Raw genomic sequence first — 18832 nt, 5'->3', positions numbered from 1 at the left:
TCAGGCGTCCGAGCCGATGGGCCAGCCGAGCAGCTCGGGGCTGCGCAGCATCTCCTCCGGCACCCCGAAGGCGTCGACGAGGTCGACCGCGATCGGTCGGACCTTGCGGCACAGCGCGTTGATCTCGCGGCTGATGGCCTTGGACCGGGCACTGGAGAGGCGCCCGTGCTCCATGAACCACGCCCGGTCGGCCTCGATCGTGGTCAGGGCGTGGAGGTCGCACAGCAGGTTGAGCGCGACCTTGAGGTCGCCGTCGGGGAGGCCGGCCGTCTTCTGCACGAACGCCTCCAGCACGAGCCGCTCGGTGTGCGCGCGGGCGGCCGCGATGACGTGGTCCTGCACCCGGGAGAAGACGGCGCCGGGGTCCATCCCCTGGTCGATGCCGCGTTTGAGGCGGCGCGCGACGCCGCCGATCATGTGCTCCTCGCGGAAGCGCAGCATGGCGAGCTGGTAGTTGGGGTCGAGCAGCCCGGCCTCCTGGTCCCAGGTGTCGCCGCCGGGCAGCAGGTCGCGCACCGACTGCACGAGCTTGTGCACCGCCGTGCGCTCGACGACGGTCTCGACCGCGAGGCCGGCGACGAAGCGGGCCATGCCGAGCTGGTCCATGTCCTCGAACTCGCCGGCGTAGTCGGTGAGCAGGCCCTTGGCCACCAGCTGGAGGAGGACGTGGTTGTCGCCCTCGAAGGTGGTGAAGACGTCGGTGTCGGCCTTGAGCGCGGCGAACCGGTTCTCGCTGAGGTAGCCCGCACCGCCGCACGCCTCGCGGCACTCCTGGATGGTGCGGGTGGCGTGCCAGGTGCCGAGGGCCTTCGTGCCCGCGGCACGCGACTCCAGCATCCGCCGGGCGTGCTCGTCGCTGCCCTCCTCGATCGGCCCGGGGCCGGAGAAGACGTCGTGCAGCTGCCCGGCGACGACCTCCTGCGCGAAGTGGAGGGCGTACGTCCGCGCGATCAGCGGCAGCAGGCGGCGCTGGTGCATGCCGTAGTCGAGGAGCACCTGCTCCTCGTCGGGCGACGTCGCCTCGAACTGGCGGCGGCGCACGGCGTAGCGGGTGGCGATGGTGAGCGCGACCTTCGAGGCGTTGATGCCGGCGCCACCGACGCAGACGCGACCCTGGACGAGGGTGCCGAGCATCGTGAAGAACCGCTTGTTGGGGTTGTCGATGGGCGAGAGGTAGCGCCCCTCGGGCGTCACCTCGGCGAACTGGTTGAGCAGCGCGGTGCGCGGCACCCGGACCCCGTCGAACCAGAGGCGACCGTTGTCCACTCCGTTGAGGCCCATCTTGGGGCCGCAGTCCTCGATGCGGACGCCGTCGAGGACCCGGCCGCCCTCGCGGACCGGGACGACGAAGGCGTGCACGCCGTGCCGCTCCCCGTCGACCTCGAGCTGGGCGAACACCACGGCGAGCTCCGCATGGGCCGCGGCGTTGCCGATGTAGTCCTTGCGGCTCGTGTCGTCGGGCGTGGTGATCACGAACTCCTGCGCCGCGGGGTCGTACGTCGCCACGGTCCCGAGCGCCTGCACGTTGGAGCCGTGCCCGCTCTCGGTCATCGCGAAGCACCCCATCGTGCGGCCGCTCACGAGGTCGGCGAGGTGGGCGTCGTGGTGGTGCTTCGTGCCGAGCTGCAGGATCGCGCCGCCGAAGAGCCCGAACTGCACGCCCACCTTCACCAGCACCGACAGATCGCCGTAGGCCAGCGTCTCGAAGGCCGCGACCGAGGCGCCGATGTCGCCGTCACCGCCGTACTCCTCCGGGAAGCCCATGCCGGTCTGGCCGGTCTCCGCCATCATCACCACGACGTCGCGGACGCGCTCGCGGAAGTCGGCGGTGCTCATCTGCTCCTCGTCGAGCAGGATCTGCGCGTGCTCGGCGAGGTTGTCGCGGACGAGGTCGCGGACCTCGCGGTAGCGGCCGTCGAGCAGGGTGCGCAACGCGTCGACGTCGACCTCGGGCTGCCGGTAGCCCGAGTCGTCGGCGTGGACCGCGTCGTCCTCGACGCGCGCCGGTGCGGTCTCCGGCAGAGGCGTCGGCAGCTCGTCGGCGATGGGCGGAACCTGGTCGGTGGCCATGTCGCCAAAGGTAGCCATCCCTGTAGGTTCACCGCGATGAACGTGTCGGAAGCCACCCCGTCGGGCGACCAGGGCGAGCCGCTGGGGACGATGGCCTACAACTTCGCCGTCGTGGGCGTGCAGAAGGGCGGTACGTCGACGCTCGCGGTGACGCTCAACCAGCACCGCCTCGTGTGCCAGGCGCCCGACAAGGAGCGCCACTACTTCGACGACGAGGACGTCGACTGGTCGGCACCCGACTACGACCGCGACTACTCCGCGCCGCGCCGTGCCCGCGTGCACCGGCTGCTCGGCGACGCGTCACCGACGTACCTCTACTGGCCGCACGCCCTGGAGCGGATGCGTGCCTACAAGCCGGACATGCCGCTCGTCGCGGTGTTCCGCGACCCGCTGGAGCGGCTCTTCTCCCACTGGGTGATGCTGCGCTCGCGCAACCTCGCGTGGCCCGACTGGCCGGACTTCCTGACCGAGTGGCCCCACACGTCACTGCCTGACGAGGTGCCCGACGACGTACGCACGATGCGGTGGCGGCACATGACGGGCCTGGCGCGCGGGTTCTACGGCGAGCAGCTGCAGCGCGGCTTCGAGCTGTTCGACCGGCGTCAGTGGCTCCTCCTCGAGCTGCGCACGATGCTGGCGGACTTCCCCGCGACCGTCGACCGCACGACCGACTTCCTCGACCTGCCGCGCTTCGAGCACGTGCCGCCGCTGCAGAACTGGCACGCCGGTGCCGAGCAGGTGCCGGGCACCGCGCCCACCGCGGACGACCTCGCGCGCGTCGCCGAGGTCTACGCCAAGGACCTCGCGCTCTTCGAGGAGCTCTCCGGCATCGACACCTCGGCCTGGCCCACCCGCCTCGTCCTCGACGGGCGGCTGGACCCCGGCGAGCTCGCGGCCCGGTTCGCGCGGAAGGTGCGCTGAGCGGTCAGGGACGGGCGAAGAAGTTCGGCGCCCGCCACGCGTACATCGACTCCTGGCTGACCGTGCGTCCGGTGCGGGGGGCGTTGATGACCTGGCCGTCGCCGATGTAGATGGCGACGTGGTAGATCGAGGTCGGGCTGCTCGAGGAGCCCCAGAAGACGAGGTCGCCCGGCGCGAGCTGGCCGGCCGTGATCTTCGTCGACTGGGTGTACTGCGCGACCGAGTAGTGGGGCAGCGACTTCCCGCCCGCGGCCCAGGCGCCCGACGTGAGTCCCGAGCAGTCCCAGGCGTCCGGACCGGACGCGCCCCACCTGTAAGGGTCGCCGAGCTGCGCCGTGGCGAACGCGATCGCGGCCGCGGCACCCGTCGACGCCGGCGGCGCGGGAGGTACGGGCGGGGGCGGGGCGGGCGCCGGGGTCGGCACCTCGGTCGGGGCCGGGGCCTCGGTGGGCGTGGGGGCCTCAGTCGGGGTGGGGGCCTCGGCCGGCGTCGGAGCCTCGGTGGGCGTCGGGGCCTCGGTCGGCGTCGGAGTGGGCGTCGGGCTCGGGGTAGGGGTCGCGGACGGCGTGGGGGTTGGCGTCGGGGTCGGCTGCTGCTCCTGCTGGGCCTGCGCGTCCGCCTCAGCCTGGGCCTGAGCCACCGCTGCGGCCTGCGCCTCAGCCTCGGCCTGGGCTTCCGCCTCCGCCTGCGCCGCGGCAGCGGCAGCCTCGGCGGCTGCCCGTTCGAGCGCGGACTGGCGCTTCTCGGCCAGTCGCACGCTGATCCCCTCGAGCTCGGCGAGCTCGGCGAGGAGGTCGGACTTGGTGGCGGACACCGACTGCGCCTCGGCGCCGGCGGCTGCCTCGGCGGCTGCCGCGGCGTCGCGGGCCTCCTCCGCCTCGGCCTCGGCGGTCGCTGCGCGCTCGGAGGCCTGGGTGGCGGTCGACGCGGTGACGTCGGCGACGGCCGACGAGGCGAGGAACGCGTCGTACTGGTGGTCCAGGGCGTCCGAGGTGTTGCCCATGGTCACGGTGCGGTCGATCAGCGACGCGACGCCGTCGGCCTCGACGACCGCCGCGAGCCCCTGCAGCTGGCTGCCGTCCTCGAAGGACTGCACCACCGTGGCGGCGTAGAGCTCGCGCTGCGTCGCGACGTCCTGCCGGGCAGCCTCCGCAGCCTCCTCCGCCTCGACCGCGTCGGCGCGGGCCTGCTCGGCGCGCCAGCGCGCACCGTTCCACGCCTCGGCGGCCTGCGCGGCGCGGTCTCCGGCGGACTCGAGGGAGAGGTTCGCGCGGATCAGGTCGGCCTGCACGGCCGCGACGTCGCGCCCCTTCGCCTCGGCACGGCCCTCGGCGGCAGCGACGTCCGCCTCGCTCGGGACCGGGTCGCCGTCGGCGTACGCCGCGTGCCCACCGCCCACGGCCAGGCCGGCGACGAGGACGACCGCGCTGGCCCAGCGCGACGTCGTACGACGCTGCGGCTCATGGTCGTGCGGCGGTGCGACGGGCACGGGGGCTCCCAGAGGGTCTCGGGCCCGCGCGACTTCCCCTTCGCACGGGCAACTCGAGGCACGTTAGTGAACTTTCGTCACACTGGGAACACTTTCCCCAACTTTTTCACCGACGCCCGGCGTGTCGGCTTGCAAACTACATCGATGTAGTTCGCGGATGGCGGGTCACTCGGCGTCGACGGGGACCTGGCTGGTCGTAGAGGTGGGGTGGCTCGACAACCCCCGTCTGTCGAACTTCTGCCCGCTGGCCAACCCGCCGAGCCAGAAGGCGAAGAGGGCGATGACGACGCCGGCGAGGTCGTCGGCGATGTAGTGCCAGCCGAAGTAGAGGGTCGCCACGACGGTGATGGCGAAGTTGGCCCAGAACACGATGTGCAGGATCCGGTTGCGCAGCGTGTACTGCACCATCAGCGCGACGAGCAGGGTGATCGCGACGTGGAGCGAGGCGAAGCCGGCCACGGACTGCACGGCTCCCTCCGCGCCGTCGCGGATGACCCCCTTGCGTCCGTAGAACAGCGACTCCATCAACGCGCTCGACCCGGTGTCGGGGAGGTCGGCGTAGAGGTAGCTGTACTGGAAGCCGGGGCCGAGGGTCGGCAGCGCGAAGTAGGACGCGGTGCCGAGCGACCAGGCCAGGCACTGCGAGGTGGCGAACCAGTAGCCGAAGGTGATGTTGCGCGACCACACCAGCCAGGCGGCGAGTGCCAGCGGCACGAGCGGCAGGAACCACAGGTAGATCGTGGAGAGGATGTGGGCCGAGAACCCGGCGCCGAAGATCGTGTGCAGGATCGTCGCCGGCTCGTGCCCGAACATCAGGGCTCGGTCGACCAGGTGCAGCTCGCGGTCGTACTTGTCCTCGCCCATGATGAAGGGGAGGAACGACTTGAGGTTCCGGTAGGAGACGTAGGTGATGTAGAAGGCCACGAGCCCGAGCACCACGAGGGTGATGCGTTCGCGGTCCCAGTGGGTGCGGATGCGCTCGCGCACGATGTCGGGCATGAGCGCCGGCTTCATCCGCGAGTACCACAGCGCCCGCGGCAGCAGGTCGAGCAGGAAGGCGCCCAGGATCAGCAGGGGCAGGCGCAGCCAGGCCGGGCCGAGGAAGCCCTCGGGGTCCACCAGTCGCCGGTCGAGCACGAGCGCGGCCGTGACCGCCAGCGCACCCATGGTGGCGGCGACTCCCACGAGCAGGGCATAGGCCGGTCTGTACACGGACGTCAGTCTAGGGACGGGTCACGACCGGGCCGTGATCGGCGGCACAGCGAGCCGGGTCACGTCGACGCGCAGCGACACCTCGTCGCCGGGAGCGATCCGGCCACCGAGCGGTCCGACGGCGTCGACGGTGCCGACGCCCTCGACCCCGACCACGAGCCGCACGAGCTCGGGCGTCACCCGGGCGGACTCGACGACAGCGCGCAGAGGGCCGTCGTCGTCGACGACGAGGGCCGAGCGGCGGAGCGCGACGGCGTACGCCGACGGCAGCCCGGCGGCGTCCAGCACCCGCCGCGCCGCCTGGTCGCGCAGCACGCGGGCGTAGCCGAGGAACAGGGCGGTCTCCTCGTCGACCGGCTCGCGCCACACCTCATCGATCGCGCCCTGCTGCACGACGTGGCCCGCCCGCATCACCGCGAGCCGGTCGGCGAGCGCGAAGGCCTCCTCGTGGTCGTGCGTGACCAGCAGGGCCGTGGTGCCGGCGGCGTGGAGGATCTCGCGCAGGTCGCCGGCGAGTCGCTCGCGCAGGGACGCGTCGAGCGCCGACAGCGGCTCGTCGAGCAGGATCAGCCGTGGCTCGACGGCCAGGGCGCGCGCGAGGGCGACGCGCTGCCGCTCGCCCCCGGAGAGCGTGCCGGGGAGCCGGTCGTCGTACCCGGCGAGGCCGACGAGCTCGAGCAGCTCGCGCACCCGCTCGGCGAGGCGGGCCGACGGCGTACGACGCAGGCGCAGGGCGTAGGCGACGTTGCGGGCGACGGTGAGGTGGGCGAAGAGCTGCCCGTCCTGGAACATCAGCGCGAAGCCGCGCTTGTGGGTGGGCACGCCGGCGAGGTCGGCGCCGTCCCACGAGATCGAGCCGGCGTCGAGCGGCTCGAGACCGGCGACGGCGCGCAGCAGCGTGGACTTGCCGCAGCCCGACGGACCGAGCACGGCGAGCACCTGCCCCGGCGCGAGGTCGAGGGACACGTGGTCCACGGCCGCGGTGTCGCCGTAGCGCACGGTGACGTCGGTGAGCTGGAGCATGGCGCTAGAACGCTCCCACACCCGGCACGCGCAAGCGCTCGACGGCCAGCATCACCGCAGCGGTCGCGACGGCGAGGACGACCGAGGCGGCGAGCGCCATGCCGTAGTTCATCGCTCCGGGATGGCCGATCAACCGGAAGATGACGACCGGCAGGGTCGGGTCGGTGTCACGGGCGAGGAACGACGTCGCCCCGAACTCCCCCAGCGACGCGGCGAACGCGAACCCGCTGGCGGCCAGCATCGGCTTCCACGCCACCGGCAGGTCGACGGTGAGCAGGGTCCGCCACGGCGAGGCGCCCAGGGAGGCGGCCGCCTGCCGCTGCTGGTCGTCGATGCCGCCGAGCACCGGCGTGAGGGTCCGCACGACGAGCGGCAGGGCGACGAGCGCCTGCGCCATCGGGACCAGCAGCGGGGAGTCGCGCAGGTCGAGCGGCGGCTCGTCGAGGGTGATGAGGAAGCCGAAGCCGAGGGTCACGGCGCTCACGCCCAGGGGCAGCATGAAGAGGCCGTCGAGGGTCGAGCGCAGCCGGCGCTCGGCGACGAAGTGCGAGCGCCGCGTGACGATCAGCGCCACGGATCCCCCCACCAGCAGCGCCATCCACGTCGCGTCGACTGCCGTGCGCAGGCTGGTCGCGAGGGCGGTGGTGACCGGCACGAGCAGCGCCTGGTCCTCGCCGGTCGTGGTGAGCGCGCGGTAGTTGTCCAGGCCCCAGCCGTCGCCGACGCTCAGCGAGCCGAGCACGAGCGTGAGGATGGGCAGCAGCATCGCGACCAGCACCAGCACGGTCGCGACGACGACCGGCGCGTCGGAGCGGCGTACGGCCCGCACGGGCGCCACGGCACGCTGGGTCGTCGGGTCGGGGGTCGCGCGCAGCCGGGCGGCGAGGGCGAGCAGGCACACGACGGCCACGATCTGCAGCACCGACAGCGCGGCGGCTGCCTGCAGGTCGAAGACGGTGGTGGTGAGCAGGTAGATCTCGGTCTCGATGGTCGCGTGCCGGACGCCGCCGAGGGTGAGCACGATGCCGAAGGCGGTCGCGCAGAAGAGGAAGACGATGCTCGCGGCGCCGACGATCGCGGGCCGCAGCGCCGGCAGGGTGACGGTGCGCAGCACCTGCCACGGCGTGGCGCCGAGGGCAGCCGCGGCCTGCCCGGGGCGGGGGTCGAGCGACTCCCACGCGACGCCGACGGTGCGCACCACGACGGCGACGTTGAAGAAGACCAGGCCGAGCACGATGGCGACGGGCGTGCCGTCCAGGCCGAGGAAGCCGAGGGGGCCGCCCTCCCCCAGCAGCTGGCGGAACGCCACGCCGACCACGACCGTCGGCAGCACGAACGGCACCAGCAGTGCTGCGCGCACCGCCGCGCGTCCGGGCAGCGCGAGCCGGTGCAGGGCGTACGCCGCCGGCAGGCCGAGGACGACCGCCAGCACCGTCGCGAGGCCGGAGGTCCACACGGTGAACCAGGCGACCCGGTGCACCCGGGGACGCGCGAGGACGTCGAGGACCGCCCCCGGCGCGAACTGGCCGTCGACCACGAAGCCCTCGGCGACCATGCCGGCCACCGGCAGCACGAACAGCGCGCCGAGCACCAGGACGGGGCCCGCGGCGAGGAGGACGAGGGCCAGCAGGCGGCGGGCCTGGGGTGACGTCATCGGGAGATGACGTCGGTCCACTCGGTCAGCCACTGCTCGCGGTTGGCGTCGACGTCGGCGGGGTCGACCTCGTAGGGGTCGCTGGGCTGCGGGGCGAAGGCGGCCCAGTCCTCGGGGACCGTCGCGCCCGGCATGACCGGGAAGACGTACATCGACTCCGGCAGCGCGCTCTGCACCTCGTCGCTGAGCATCCAGTCGACCAGCGCCGCGGCGCCCTCGGGGTTGTCGGCGCCCGCCAGCACGCCGGCGTACTCCACCTGGCGGAAGCAGGTGTCGAGCAGGGCCGCCGTCGTGGACTCGCCGCCGTCGACGGTGAAGGCGGGCGAGGAGTCGTAGGACACGACGATCGGCCGGGTGCCGTTGTCCGAGCCGGCGGTGAAGTCGCCGTAGTAGGCGTCCTCCCAGCCGTCGACGACCTTGGCCCCGTTGTCGAGCAGGTCGGTCCAGTAGTCCGGCCAGTCGTCGCCGAAGGCAGCGACGGTGGCCAGGAAGAACGCCATGCCGGGGCTGCTGGTCGAGGCCCCCGGGGTGACGAGGAGGTCGGCGTACTGCTCGTCGGCGAGGTCCTCGAGGGTGCGCGGCGGCTCGACGCCCTCCTGCTCGAACCAGGTGGTGTCGACGTTGACGCAGACGTTGGCCGAGTCGATCGGCACGAGCCGGTCGCCGCCCTCGGGCAGGGCGTACTCCTCGGGCGGGGTCGCCGTCGTGGTCACCTCGGCGAAGGCGCCCTCGCCGAGCGGGCGGGACGCGAAGGTGTTGTCGATGCCGAACGCCGCGTCGGCGATCGGGTTGTCGGCGGTGAGGCTGAGCTTGGTGGCCAGGGTGCCGGCGTCGCCCGCGGCGCGGACCTCGAGGTCGTAGCCGGTCTCGGCCTCGAAGGCCCGCACCAGCTTCTTCGGCAGGTGGAACGACTCGTGCGTGGCGAGAACGACCGGTCCCCCGGTCTCGGCACTCTCGCCGGTCCCGTCCGATGGGGCTGGCGACTCCGTGGCCCGGGGCTCCTCGCCGCTGCCCACGAGGCTGCAGCTGCTCAGCAGCAGGGCCGAGGCGAGGGCCGGGATCGATGCCGTGAGGGCAGCGCGGACGCGTACGTGCTTCATCTTGACTCCCTTGCGCCGGTGCTAACCGGATCAGGTTCGGAGGGTCTGCGGCTGGTCCGCACTCTCAGCACGCCTGCGCGTGCTCCCCTGTCTTCGTGGTCCCACCCTAGCCTCCCCCTACGCTGCCTCCATGCCGAGCCGTCGCCACGACCTCCTCGCCCGCCTCGTGCCCGTCCTGCGCCGCTCCCGTGAGCTCGACGACGAGCCGACCGAGCGGGCGCGCGTCGAGGCGTGGCACGCCACTCTCGACCAGGGACCCGACCGGGCCCTGCCGACCCGCGTGGTGCCGCGCTTCGCGCAGCACTGGGAGGCCACGGTCACCGACATCGGCTTCCCCTGCCACGTCCTGACGCCGCGCGGCCGTCCGGCGAGCCGGACGCTCTACTACGTCCACGGTGGCGGCTACATGGCGCCGATCGACCCCTTCCACGTCCGCTACGCCACCCGCCTGGCCGACGCGATCGGCGCGCGTGTCGTGATGCCGGACTACCCGCTCGCCCCCGAGCACACGTGGAAGGACTCCCACGACGCGCTGGTCGAGGACGCCGCGCGCTGGGCGGGCTCCGACGGCGGTGCGGTGCTGGCGGGCGACTCCGCCGGCGGCGGGCTGGCGCTCGCGATGGCGCTCTCGATGCGTGACCGCGGCCTGCCGCAGGCGTCGTCGTTGGTGCTGCACGCTCCCTGGGTGGACCTCACCACCTCGACGCCCGAGACCTTCGCCGCCGACGCGATCGACCCGTGGCTGTTCATCGGGAAGACCCAGGCGTACGCCGCGTGGTGGGCCGGGTCGGCCGACGGGCTCGGTCGCCCGGAGGTGTCGCCGGCGCTCGGCGACCTCGCCGGGCTGCCGCGGGCGATGATGCTGTACGGCACCCGTGACCTGCTCGCCCCCGGCTGCCGCCTGCTGGCCCGCCGGGCCGCGGAGGCCGGGTGGGACCTCACCGCGATCGAGGAGCCCGACCTGATCCACGTCTACGGCCTGCTCCCCTTCGTGCCCGAGGCCGCTCGCGCCTTCCGCCAGGTGCGGGCGTTCCTGAGATGAGGGTGCTGGTGGCCCGCGTCGACGACCTGCCGGTGCGCACGGCGTACGACGTGTGGCGGCTGCGCCAGGAGGTGTTCGTCGTGGAGCAGGACTGCCCCTACCCCGACCTCGACGGCCGCGACCTCGAGGAGTCCACCCGTCACGTCGTGCTGCTCGACGACGAGGACGGCCGGGACCGCGTCGTCGGCACCCTGCGCGTGCTCGACGACGGCGGGTGGGCCCGCATCGGTCGGGTCGTGGTCGCACCGACCGTGCGCGGGCGTGGCCTGGCCGCCCTGATGATGCACGAGGCGATGACCCTGTGCGGCGACCGCGAGGTGCGGCTCGACGCCCAGACCGGGCTGACGTCCTTCTACGAGGGCTACGGCTTCGTGGTGACGGGGCCGGAGTTCGACGAGGACGGGATCATGCACGTGCCGATGAGCCGACGGGAGAGGACCGGCCAGTAGGCCTTGCGCCCGCTGCCGGGCGAGCGAGACTGGAAGGACACGGCTCGCCCAAGGAGATGATCGCCGTGATCACGCTCGCCCACGACCTCGAAACGACCCACCACGACCTCCGGCACCGCCTCGCCCTGGCCAGCAGCGCGCGGGGCGACCGGCGCCACCCCCGCGACCACTACACCGCGATCGACACCTTCCTCGCCATGGCCAGCCGCCACAACGCGGCGATGGTCGACGCGATCGCGCCGCTCGTGCGCGACCTCCCCGGTGGCCACGACCTCGCCCACGACTACCTCATCGCCAGCCGCACCTACGAGGAGGCCCTCGCCCAGGTGAAGGCCAGGCTCTACGGCTCCACCTACGCCCTGACCCGACCCTGGCCCGAGATCTGGGCCGAGGTGCACCGCGAGATCGACGCGGTGTTCGCCCTCGAACGCCGTCTCGCCGAGGCGCTGCTCGACGAGGACGACGGCACCGAGGACCTCGGCGCGCGCCTCCACCACGCCGAGCTCGCCTCGCCCACCCGCCCGCACCCGTGGATCCCGCACCAGGGAGTGGCGGGTCACCTCGCCCGTGCCGTGGCCCGGCGGGTCGACCGCTTCTGGGATGCCGCGGAGGGGCGCATGGTCCCGGAGCCCGTGCGCCACCACGACCGCACCCACCAGGGGAAGCTCACGCAGTACCTGCTGGCCGACCCGCACCTCGGGGAGGAGTGACTGAGCCGTCGGCCACGACCATGAGCACCGGCGCGAGCACCTCTTCGCGCCATGATGGGTAGGTGCCCCACGTCGAGCTCGCGGAGATCCGGGACTTCCTCGCCGCCCACGCACCGTTCGACTCCCTCCCTGCTGCCGTCCTCGAGTCGATCCCGCCCCGACTGGGTGTGGGCTACCACCGCCGCGGCACCGTGGTGCTGGCCGAGGGCAGCACCCCGGTCGAGCTGCTGGTGGTGAGGTCGGGCGCCGTCGAGCTCCGCAACCGCGACGACGAGCTGGTCGAGCGGGGCGCGGCCGGGACCTGCATCGGCGGCGCCGCGCTGGCGACCGGAGCTCCACAGCCGGTCACCGTCCGCGCAATCGAGGACACCCTGGTCCTGGCCATCCGAGCCGACCTGTTCCACCAGCTCCGCGCGGGGCACGCCGACTTCGCGGCCTTCTTCGAGCATCGCGCCGGACGGCTGCGCGAGGCCGTCGCCCGGCAACGGCGGGACGTGACCGGCGCGGAGCGATCGGTGCTGTCCAGCACCGTGGGCGACCTCGTGGGCCGCGCACCCGTCAGCATCCGCGCCGACGGCTCCGTCCTGGAGGCTGCGCGGTTGATGTCGGCGGAGCAGATCTCCTCGGTGCTGGTGACCGACGGCCAGGGCCTCGTCGGCATCCTGACGGACCGCGACCTGCGCACCCGGGTGCTGGCCGCCGCCGTGGACCCGGCGAGCCCCGTGTCGGCGGTCATGACGCCGTACCCGGCGACGACCCGCCCCGACGCCCCGGCCCTGGAGGCCCTGCTCGAGATGGTGCGCCGCAACATCCACCACCTGCCCGTGGTCGAGGACGGTCGACCGGCCGGCATGGTCACGGCCACCGACCTGCTCCGGCTCCAGCAGGCCAACCCCGTGTTCCTCGTCGGCGACCTCACCAAGGCGCCGGACGTCGCCGCGGTCGCGGAGCTGGCGAACCGGCTGCCCTGGGTCGTCGTCGGGCTCGTCAGACAGGGCACGTCCGCCCACGACGCCGGCCGGGTCGTCACCGCCGTCGGGGACGCGATCGAGCAGCGACTCATCGCCCTCGCCGAGGCCGAGCTCGGCGCGCCACCGGTGCCGTACGCCTGGCTGACCCTGGGCTCGCGCGCACGCTTCGAGCAGGCCCTCGCCCCCGACCAGGACCATGCGCTGCTGCTGCACGACGACTACCGCTCCGACCTGCACGCGCCCTGGTTCCGCGAGCTCGCCGAGCTGGTCGCGAGCGGGCTGGAGACCGTCGGCTACCGGCGGTGCCGGGGCGACAAGATGGCCACGAATCCCCGGTGGCGCCAGCCCCTCGACTCCTGGCGCGGCCACGTGGCGCGCTGGGTCGGCACGCCGGGCCCGAAGGCGATCCTGGAGGCCAGCGTGTTCTTCGACCTGCGGCACCAGTACGGCGACCCGAGCCTGACCGCCGAGCTGGTCGCCGTCCAGCGCCGGGCAGCACAGGGCGCGCCGATCTTCCTGGCCCACCTGGCCGCCGCCGCGGCGTCGCACCACACGCCGCTCGGGTTCTTCCGCGGCTTGGTCGTGGACCGGTCCGGCGAGCACCGCGACACGCTCGACGTGAAGCGGAGCGGGATCAACACCATCGTCGAGATCGCGCGGCTGCACGGGCTGGCGTGCGGGTCGGAAGCGACGTCGACCCTCGCCCGGCTCGAGGACGCCGTGGCCGCCGGTCGCCTCAGCCCCACGCTGGGAGCCGACCTGCGCGACGCGTGGGAGCTCCTCGCCCACCTGCGGCTACGCCACCAGGTCGAGCAGGTCCGCGCAGGGAGACCGGCCGACAACTGGGTCGACCCGTCGGTGCTCAGCCACTTCGAGCAGCGGCACCTCAGGGACGCGTTCGGCGTGATCCGGTCCGCCCAGGGTGCCATCGCGCAGCGCTATCCCGTCCGCGAGCTGACATGACGCCCGGCCCGCTGACCCTGAGCGTCAGGACCTGGCTGCGCCGACGCCGCTGAACGACGACGTCGGTGCCGGGGTGGTGACCACCCCGGCGCCGACGCTGCTGCCGCGCTCCGTCAGACGTCGCCCTGCGCGTGCTGCGCGACGAGCTCGGTCTTGCCGGGGTAGCGGATCTCCTCGACCAGCTCCTGCATGAGCGGGCTGGGCTTCGGGGTGAACTGCGAGACGATGATCGTCACCGCGAAGTTGATCAGCATCCCGATCGTGCCGAAGCCGGTCTCCAGGATCCCGAAGATGCCCTCGCCGTTGCCGTAGATGTCGATCGTCCACAGCATGTAGGCCATCGTCGTGAGGAGTCCGGCGAGCATGCCCGCCGTCGCTCCCATGGCCGTGCAGTTCTTCCAGAAGATCCCGAGCACCAGGATCGGGAAGAAGCTCGCTGCGGCGAGCCCGAAGGCCAGCGCCACGACCTGGGCCACGAATCCGGGCGGGTTGATGCCGAGGTATCCGGCGACCACGATCGCGCCGGCCATGGCGATGCGGCCGACCAGGAGCTGCCGGGCCTCGGTGGCCTGCGGGTTGATCTTCTTGTAGTAGACGTCGTTGGCGACCGAGCTGGAGATGACCAGCAGGAGGCCAGACGCCGTGGACAGCGCCGCCGCCAGCGCGCCGGCTGCGACGAGGCCGACGATCGGGGCGGGGAGACCGCCGATCTCGGGCGAGGCGAGCACGATGATGTCGTTGTTGACGAAGACGTCGGAGTAGCTCAGCACGGTGTCACCGGGCAGCTCCGAGATCGGGGCACCGACCGCGCCCGGCGCCTCGGGCGCCTGGGTGATCAGGCCGACGTCCGCCCAGGTGTTGAACCAGCTGGGGACCTGCGAGAGCTGGGTGCCCTCGATGTCCTGGATGATCTGCAGCTTGCTGAAGGCCGCCACCGACGGGGCGGTCGTGTAGAGCAGGGCGATGAAGAACAACGCCCACAGTGCCGAGTACCTCGCGGCCCGCACGCTCTTGGCGGTGTAGAAGCGGACGATCACGTGGGGCAGGCCCGCGGTGCCGAACATCAGCGCCGCGGTGATCAGCAGCATGTTGAGCATGTTGGTGCTGCCGAACGCGGCCGTGTACTCCGAAATGCCGAGGTCGGTCTGCAGCGCATCGAGCTCCGCGAGGATCGTGCCGAACCCGATCTGCGGGATCGGCACGTCGGTCACCTTGGCCGAGACGGCGACGGCGGGGATCAGGTAGGCGATGATCAGCACGGAGTACTGCGTCACCTGGGTCCAGGTGATGCCCTTCATGCCGCCGAGGACGGCGTAGAAGAACACGATGGCCATGCCGATGACGACGCCGGTGGTCGTGTCCACCTTGAGGAAGCGGGTGAAGACGAGACCGACGCCGGCCATCTGACCGGCGACGTAGACGAAGGAGACGACGATGGCCGCGACCACCGCCACCATCCGTGCGGTCTCGTTGTAGCGGTCGCCGACGAAGTCCGGGATCGTGTACTTGCCGAACTTGCGCAGGTACGGGGCCAGCAGCAGCGCGAGGAGCACGTAGCCGCCCGTCCAGCCCATGAGGTAGACCGAGCCGCCGTAGCCGTTGCCGGCGAAGGCGATGATGCCGGCCATGGAGATGAAAGAGGCCGCGCTCATCCAGTCAGCCGCGATGGCCGCGCCGTTGGCGGGCGCCGGGATGCCGCCTCCGGCGACGTAGAAGCCGGACGTCGTGCTGACCCGGCTCCGGTAGGCGACGAAGATGTAGATGCTGAACGTGAGGACCACGAAGATGAGGGTCCAGGTCTGGATGTCGCTCACGAGTGGTGCACCTCCTCCTCGTACTCGTCGATCCCGAACTCGGCGTCGAGCTTGTCCATCCGGGTGACGTAGACCGCGATCAGGATCACGAACGTGATGATCGAGCCCTGCTGGGCGAACCAGAAGCCCAGCGGGAAGCCGGCGATCACGATCTCGTTGAGGGGCTCCACGAACAAGATACCCGCACCGAATGACACGAGCGCCCAGATCGTGAGCAGCACGGCCATCAATCTCAGGTTTCGGCGCCAGTAGTCCCGGCGCTGGTGTTCATCCACGGTGTCCTCCACTGGCTGACGACTCGGAGTTGGCTGCCCGGCAGCACAACAGCGGCTCGACACGCGGGTCAAGGCACTCATGTGACGGGGGTCACAGTTTTCGGCGAGCGGTCGGAAATCGTCGACCGGTGGCGCGACGGGGTCGGCTGGCGCAGCCCAGCCGGGGCTTCGGCGCCGTTCGTCGCGCAGGACCGGCCGTTCGTCGCGTCACGGACCGCCGTTCGTCGCGTGTGACGGCACCCGATCGTCCGTCGGCGCCGCCCACTCGGCCACGCCGTTCCGTACAGTCCCCCCATGAGCGGTGCAACGGCGACGAGCGCGACCCGGGTGCGGCGCGGGCCCGACCCGGCCAAGCGTCGGCTGGCCGGCGCGGTCGCGATGGTCGTCCTCGGCTCCTTCCTCCCCTGGATCGACACTGCGGTCGGCTCGGTCTCAGGCGCTCGCGGCGCCGGACTGTGGACGTTCTACGCGGCGATGCTCGGGCTCGCGGGGGCGTTGATCCCCCTGCGCCGGGTGGCGGCGGTGCAGGCGACGATCTTCGCCGTCGTGGCGGTGGTCCTCCCCGTCTGGCAGGTGGTGCACCTGCTCACGCTGGTCGGCATGAGCGGCTGGGTCCCCGGCCCCGGCCTGGTGCTGGTGCTCGGCGGGGGCGTGCTCGGCGCCACCGCGGCTGCTCAGCTGTTCCGCCCGTCGGAGACGACCACGAGCACCGGCCCGAGCACCTCCTCGCGCACCAGGCGGGACTGACGCGACAGCCCGCCGATCACGGTCGGGGCGAACCACCACCCGTCGCGGTCGAGGACGCTGCCGCCGAGGGCGACGTCGCCGCCCTCGGAGCGGCCGAGGTCGACGTAGCGACGCACCCGGTCGCGGGCGACCGCCGATCGCAGCGGCCCGCAGCGCGTGGCGGGGTCGGCCGGGTCGCCGACGACGACGTCCTGCATCGCCGTCACCGCGGCCTGCAGTGCCTCGGCGTGCCGGTGCACGGGTACGACGACGCTCGACGGCAGGCGGCAGCCCTGACCGGCGTTGGCCGCGACGGCGCGGGCGGCCGCGGCGACGACGGCTCCGAGGTCCCCGTCGTCGCCCACCCGGACCGGGCGCGGACCGCCGACGTCGAGGCGTACGCGCGTGCCGGCCCGCTCCCCCGCGACCCGGACCCGCTCGGCCACGACGGGGGACCCGGTGAGGGAGACCTCGTCGACGCGCTCGTCGAGGGTGAGCGCGATGGCGACGTCGACGTCGCGGGTGGTCACGACGTTGAGCACCCCGCGCGGCAGCACGTCGAGGGCGATCCGGCCGAGCTCGATCGCTGCGGTCGCGGCCTCGGCAGCGGGCTTCAGCACGACCGTCCCACCGGCGCCGAGCACCCGGCCGACCTCCGCGAGCGCCACGGCCAGGGGCGAGGTGGCGGGCGTGACCACGGCGGTCACCCCGGCGGGCTCGCGCTGCTCGGCCACCGACCACGTCATCGCGGCGATCGCGTCGTCGAGGTGGGTGGACCGCAGGGCGACCGGCACGCCGGTCTCGGCCGCCATCAGGGCCACGAGCTCGTCGGCCCGGTCGGCAACGGCGGCGGCGAGGCGTCGTACGGCGTCGGCGCGCAGGTCGGCGTCGGTGCTCCACTGCGTCGCGTCGAAGGCGCGGCGGGCGGCCGTGACCGCGTCGCGCGCGTCGGCGACCCCGGCATCCGGGACGTCCCACAGCGGCTCGGCCGTCGCCGGGTTGCGGGCCGGGAACGTCCAGCCGTCGGCGGTGGGCTGCTCCCTGCCGTCGACCGGCAGCCCCCGGGCCCGGGCGTGCTTGCTCATGGGACAACCTCACCACGTCGACCTGCCCGGACCCGGCAGTGGCTAGCCTCGGGTCCATGCGCGACGACCTCGGGGCCGACGTCCCCCTGCCCGGCCCGGCCCGTCGCGTCGTCTCGCTGGTGCCGTCGCTCACCGAGGCGATCGCAGCAAGCGCACCCGACCGGCTGGTCGGGGCGACGGACTGGTGCACCCACCCCGCCGACCTCGACGTGACCCGCGTGCGCGGCACCAAGAACCCCGACCTGGCGGCGGTCCGCGCCCTCTCCCCCGACCTGGTCGTGGCCAACAAGGAGGAGAACCGCGAGCTCGACGTACGCCGCCTGCGCGACGCCGGCATCGCCGTGTGGGTGACGCGGATCGAGACGGTCGAGGAGGCGCTCGCCTCGATGACGCGGCTGCTCGACGAGGCGCTGGCGCTGTCCCTGCCGGAGTGGCTCGACGACGCATGGGGGTTGTGGGGAGGCCCGCCTGCGCCGTCGCGGCTGAGGGTCGCGGTCCCGATCTGGCGCGACCCGTGGATGGTCGTCGGGTCGCCGACCTACACCGACGACCTCCTCACCCGGGCCGGGCTCACCAACGTGCTGGCCCACGGTCCGGCCGGGCACGACGGGCGCTACCCGACGGTGACCCCCGACGACATCGACGCCGCCGGCGCGGACGTGGTACTGCTCCCGGACGAGCCCTATGTCTTCACCGCCGACGACGGCCCGGAGGCGTTGCGCACGCCGACGCGACTGGTGTCGGGCCGGCTGCTGACCTGGTACGGGCCTGCGATGGTCGAGGCGCACGCCGTGCTGACCGGCCTGCCTGAGTAGCCTCCCCTCCCATGACCCGCGACCCGATCAGCGAGGCCCACCGGCAGTGGGTGGCCCACGGCTGGGGCGACGCCGCCGACGGGATGGCGATGGTGACCTCGCTCGTGCGCGCACAGCAGCTGCTGATGGAGCGCATCGACGGGGTGCTCCGCCCGCGCGGGCTGACGTTCGCCCGCTACGAGGTGCTGCGGCTGCTCTCCTTCAGCCGCGGCGCCGCGATGCCGATGTCGCGGCTCGGGTCGCTGCTGCAGGTGCACCCGACGAGCGTCACCAACGCCGTGGACCGGCTCGTGGCGCAGGGCTACGTGGAGCGCGTGCGCAGCGACGAGGACAAGCGCGTCGTACGCGCCGTGCTGACCGACGCCGGTCGCGAGGCGGTCGAGGAGGCGACGGACGCCCTCAACGGCCAGGTGTTCGAGGCGCCCGGGCTGCCCGGCGGCGAGGTGCGCGAGCTGACCGAGCGACTGACGACGCTGCGCACCGGGCTCGGCGACGGCTCCTGACCCCCGCCAC

Annotated in this window: 17 protein-coding genes and 1 riboswitch; of the genes, 8 read left to right on the top strand and 9 right to left on the bottom strand. The window is 72.8% G+C overall.

Going from position 1 to position 18832, the window contains the following annotated elements:
* The gene (locus Q1B24_RS13330; RefSeq protein WP_299929299.1) at positions 1 to 2070 is read right to left on the bottom strand and encodes an acyl-CoA dehydrogenase; all 2070 of its coding nucleotides are present in this window, start codon (positions 2068 to 2070) and stop codon (positions 1 to 3) included.
* Between the two features lie 36 nt (positions 2071 to 2106).
* Here Q1B24_RS13330 and Q1B24_RS13325 point away from each other — a divergent pair, with 36 nt between their 5' ends.
* Complete coding sequence (locus Q1B24_RS13325; protein WP_299929296.1) at positions 2107 to 2991, top strand: sulfotransferase domain-containing protein; 885 nt, start codon at positions 2107 to 2109, stop codon at positions 2989 to 2991.
* A 4-nt stretch (positions 2992 to 2995) separates the two neighbouring features.
* Here Q1B24_RS13325 and Q1B24_RS13320 read toward each other — a convergent pair whose 3' ends face one another.
* From Q1B24_RS13320 to Q1B24_RS13300, 5 genes are all read right to left on the bottom strand, one after another.
* Positions 2996 to 4480, bottom strand: a complete 1485-nt coding sequence (locus Q1B24_RS13320; RefSeq protein ID WP_299929293.1) for a C40 family peptidase — start codon at positions 4478 to 4480, stop codon at positions 2996 to 2998.
* A 165-nt stretch (positions 4481 to 4645) separates the two neighbouring features.
* Positions 4646 to 5692: a phosphatase PAP2 family protein gene (locus tag Q1B24_RS13315; RefSeq protein WP_299929290.1), complete on the bottom strand. Its 1047-nt coding sequence runs from the start codon at positions 5690 to 5692 to the stop codon at positions 4646 to 4648.
* 21 nt (positions 5693 to 5713) lie between these two features.
* Entirely contained in the window at positions 5714 to 6715 is a 1002-nt protein-coding gene (locus Q1B24_RS13310) for an ABC transporter ATP-binding protein (RefSeq protein WP_299929287.1), read from the bottom strand.
* Positions 6716 to 6719: 4 nt separating this feature from the next.
* Positions 6720 to 8369 (bottom strand): iron ABC transporter permease, encoded by a 1650-nt coding sequence (locus Q1B24_RS13305; protein WP_299929284.1) that lies wholly within the window; start codon positions 8367 to 8369, stop codon positions 6720 to 6722.
* Positions 8366 to 9469, bottom strand: coding sequence for a thiamine ABC transporter substrate-binding protein (locus tag Q1B24_RS13300; RefSeq protein WP_299929281.1), 1104 nt, complete (start codon positions 9467 to 9469; stop codon positions 8366 to 8368). The genes Q1B24_RS13305 and Q1B24_RS13300 overlap by 4 nt, the downstream gene beginning before the upstream one ends.
* Positions 9459 to 9568: riboswitch (TPP riboswitch) on the bottom strand. (Overlaps the previous gene by 11 nt.)
* 31 nt (positions 9569 to 9599) lie before the next feature.
* On the opposite strand from Q1B24_RS13300, the gene Q1B24_RS13295 reads away from it, so the two are divergent.
* The 4 genes from Q1B24_RS13295 (at position 9600) to Q1B24_RS13280 (ending at position 13604) form a co-directional block, all read left to right on the top strand.
* A complete protein-coding gene (locus tag Q1B24_RS13295) occupies positions 9600 to 10511 on the top strand; it encodes an alpha/beta hydrolase (RefSeq protein ID WP_299929278.1) in 912 nt (303 codons plus the stop codon).
* Between the two features lie 8 nt (positions 10512 to 10519).
* Positions 10520 to 10960, top strand: a complete 441-nt coding sequence (locus Q1B24_RS13290) for a GNAT family N-acetyltransferase (protein ID WP_299929275.1) — start codon at positions 10520 to 10522, stop codon at positions 10958 to 10960.
* A 56-nt stretch (positions 10961 to 11016) separates the two neighbouring features.
* Positions 11017 to 11670 carry a hypothetical protein gene (locus Q1B24_RS13285; protein ID WP_299929272.1) on the top strand — a complete coding sequence of 218 codons (654 nt, stop codon included), beginning with the start codon at positions 11017 to 11019 and terminating at the stop codon, positions 11668 to 11670.
* Between the two features lie 62 nt (positions 11671 to 11732).
* Entirely contained in the window at positions 11733 to 13604 is a 1872-nt protein-coding gene (locus Q1B24_RS13280; RefSeq protein ID WP_299929269.1) for a putative nucleotidyltransferase substrate binding domain-containing protein, read from the top strand.
* Positions 13605 to 13717: 113 nt separating this feature from the next.
* Here the strand turns inward: Q1B24_RS13280 and Q1B24_RS13275 are convergent, their stop codons facing one another.
* Together Q1B24_RS13275 and Q1B24_RS13270 are read right to left on the bottom strand one after the other, a co-directional pair.
* Positions 13718 to 15418, bottom strand: a complete 1701-nt coding sequence (locus Q1B24_RS13275; RefSeq protein WP_299929266.1) for a sodium:solute symporter family protein — start codon at positions 15416 to 15418, stop codon at positions 13718 to 13720.
* On the bottom strand, positions 15415 to 15693 hold the full coding sequence (locus tag Q1B24_RS13270; RefSeq protein WP_299929263.1) for a DUF4212 domain-containing protein: 279 nt from the start codon (positions 15691 to 15693) through the stop codon (positions 15415 to 15417). The genes Q1B24_RS13275 and Q1B24_RS13270 overlap by 4 nt, the downstream gene beginning before the upstream one ends.
* Before the next feature lie 294 nt (positions 15694 to 15987).
* Here Q1B24_RS13270 and Q1B24_RS13265 point away from each other — a divergent pair, with 294 nt between their 5' ends.
* Positions 15988 to 16440, top strand: coding sequence for a hypothetical protein (locus tag Q1B24_RS13265; RefSeq protein WP_299929260.1), 453 nt, complete (start codon positions 15988 to 15990; stop codon positions 16438 to 16440).
* Here the strand turns inward: Q1B24_RS13265 and Q1B24_RS13260 are convergent.
* On the bottom strand, positions 16368 to 17504 hold the full coding sequence (locus Q1B24_RS13260; RefSeq protein WP_299929257.1) for an aldehyde dehydrogenase family protein: 1137 nt from the start codon (positions 17502 to 17504) through the stop codon (positions 16368 to 16370). The two genes, Q1B24_RS13265 and Q1B24_RS13260, sit on opposite strands and share 73 nt — an antisense overlap.
* A 56-nt stretch (positions 17505 to 17560) precedes the next feature.
* Between Q1B24_RS13260 and Q1B24_RS13255 the strand changes: the two genes are divergently transcribed.
* Positions 17561 to 18319, top strand: a complete 759-nt coding sequence (locus Q1B24_RS13255; protein WP_299929255.1) for a helical backbone metal receptor — start codon at positions 17561 to 17563, stop codon at positions 18317 to 18319.
* An 11-nt stretch (positions 18320 to 18330) separates the two neighbouring features.
* Positions 18331 to 18822, top strand: a complete 492-nt coding sequence (locus Q1B24_RS13250) for a MarR family transcriptional regulator (protein ID WP_299929251.1) — start codon at positions 18331 to 18333, stop codon at positions 18820 to 18822.
* The last annotated feature ends 10 nt before the right edge of the window (positions 18823 to 18832 follow it).

The sequence above is a fragment of the uncultured Nocardioides sp. genome (assembly GCF_947488025.1).
Lineage (GTDB): Bacteria > Actinomycetota > Actinomycetes > Propionibacteriales > Nocardioidaceae > Nocardioides.
The sequence above is the reverse complement of the archived record's forward strand: the minus strand, read 5'-3'. Positions and strand labels throughout refer to the sequence as shown.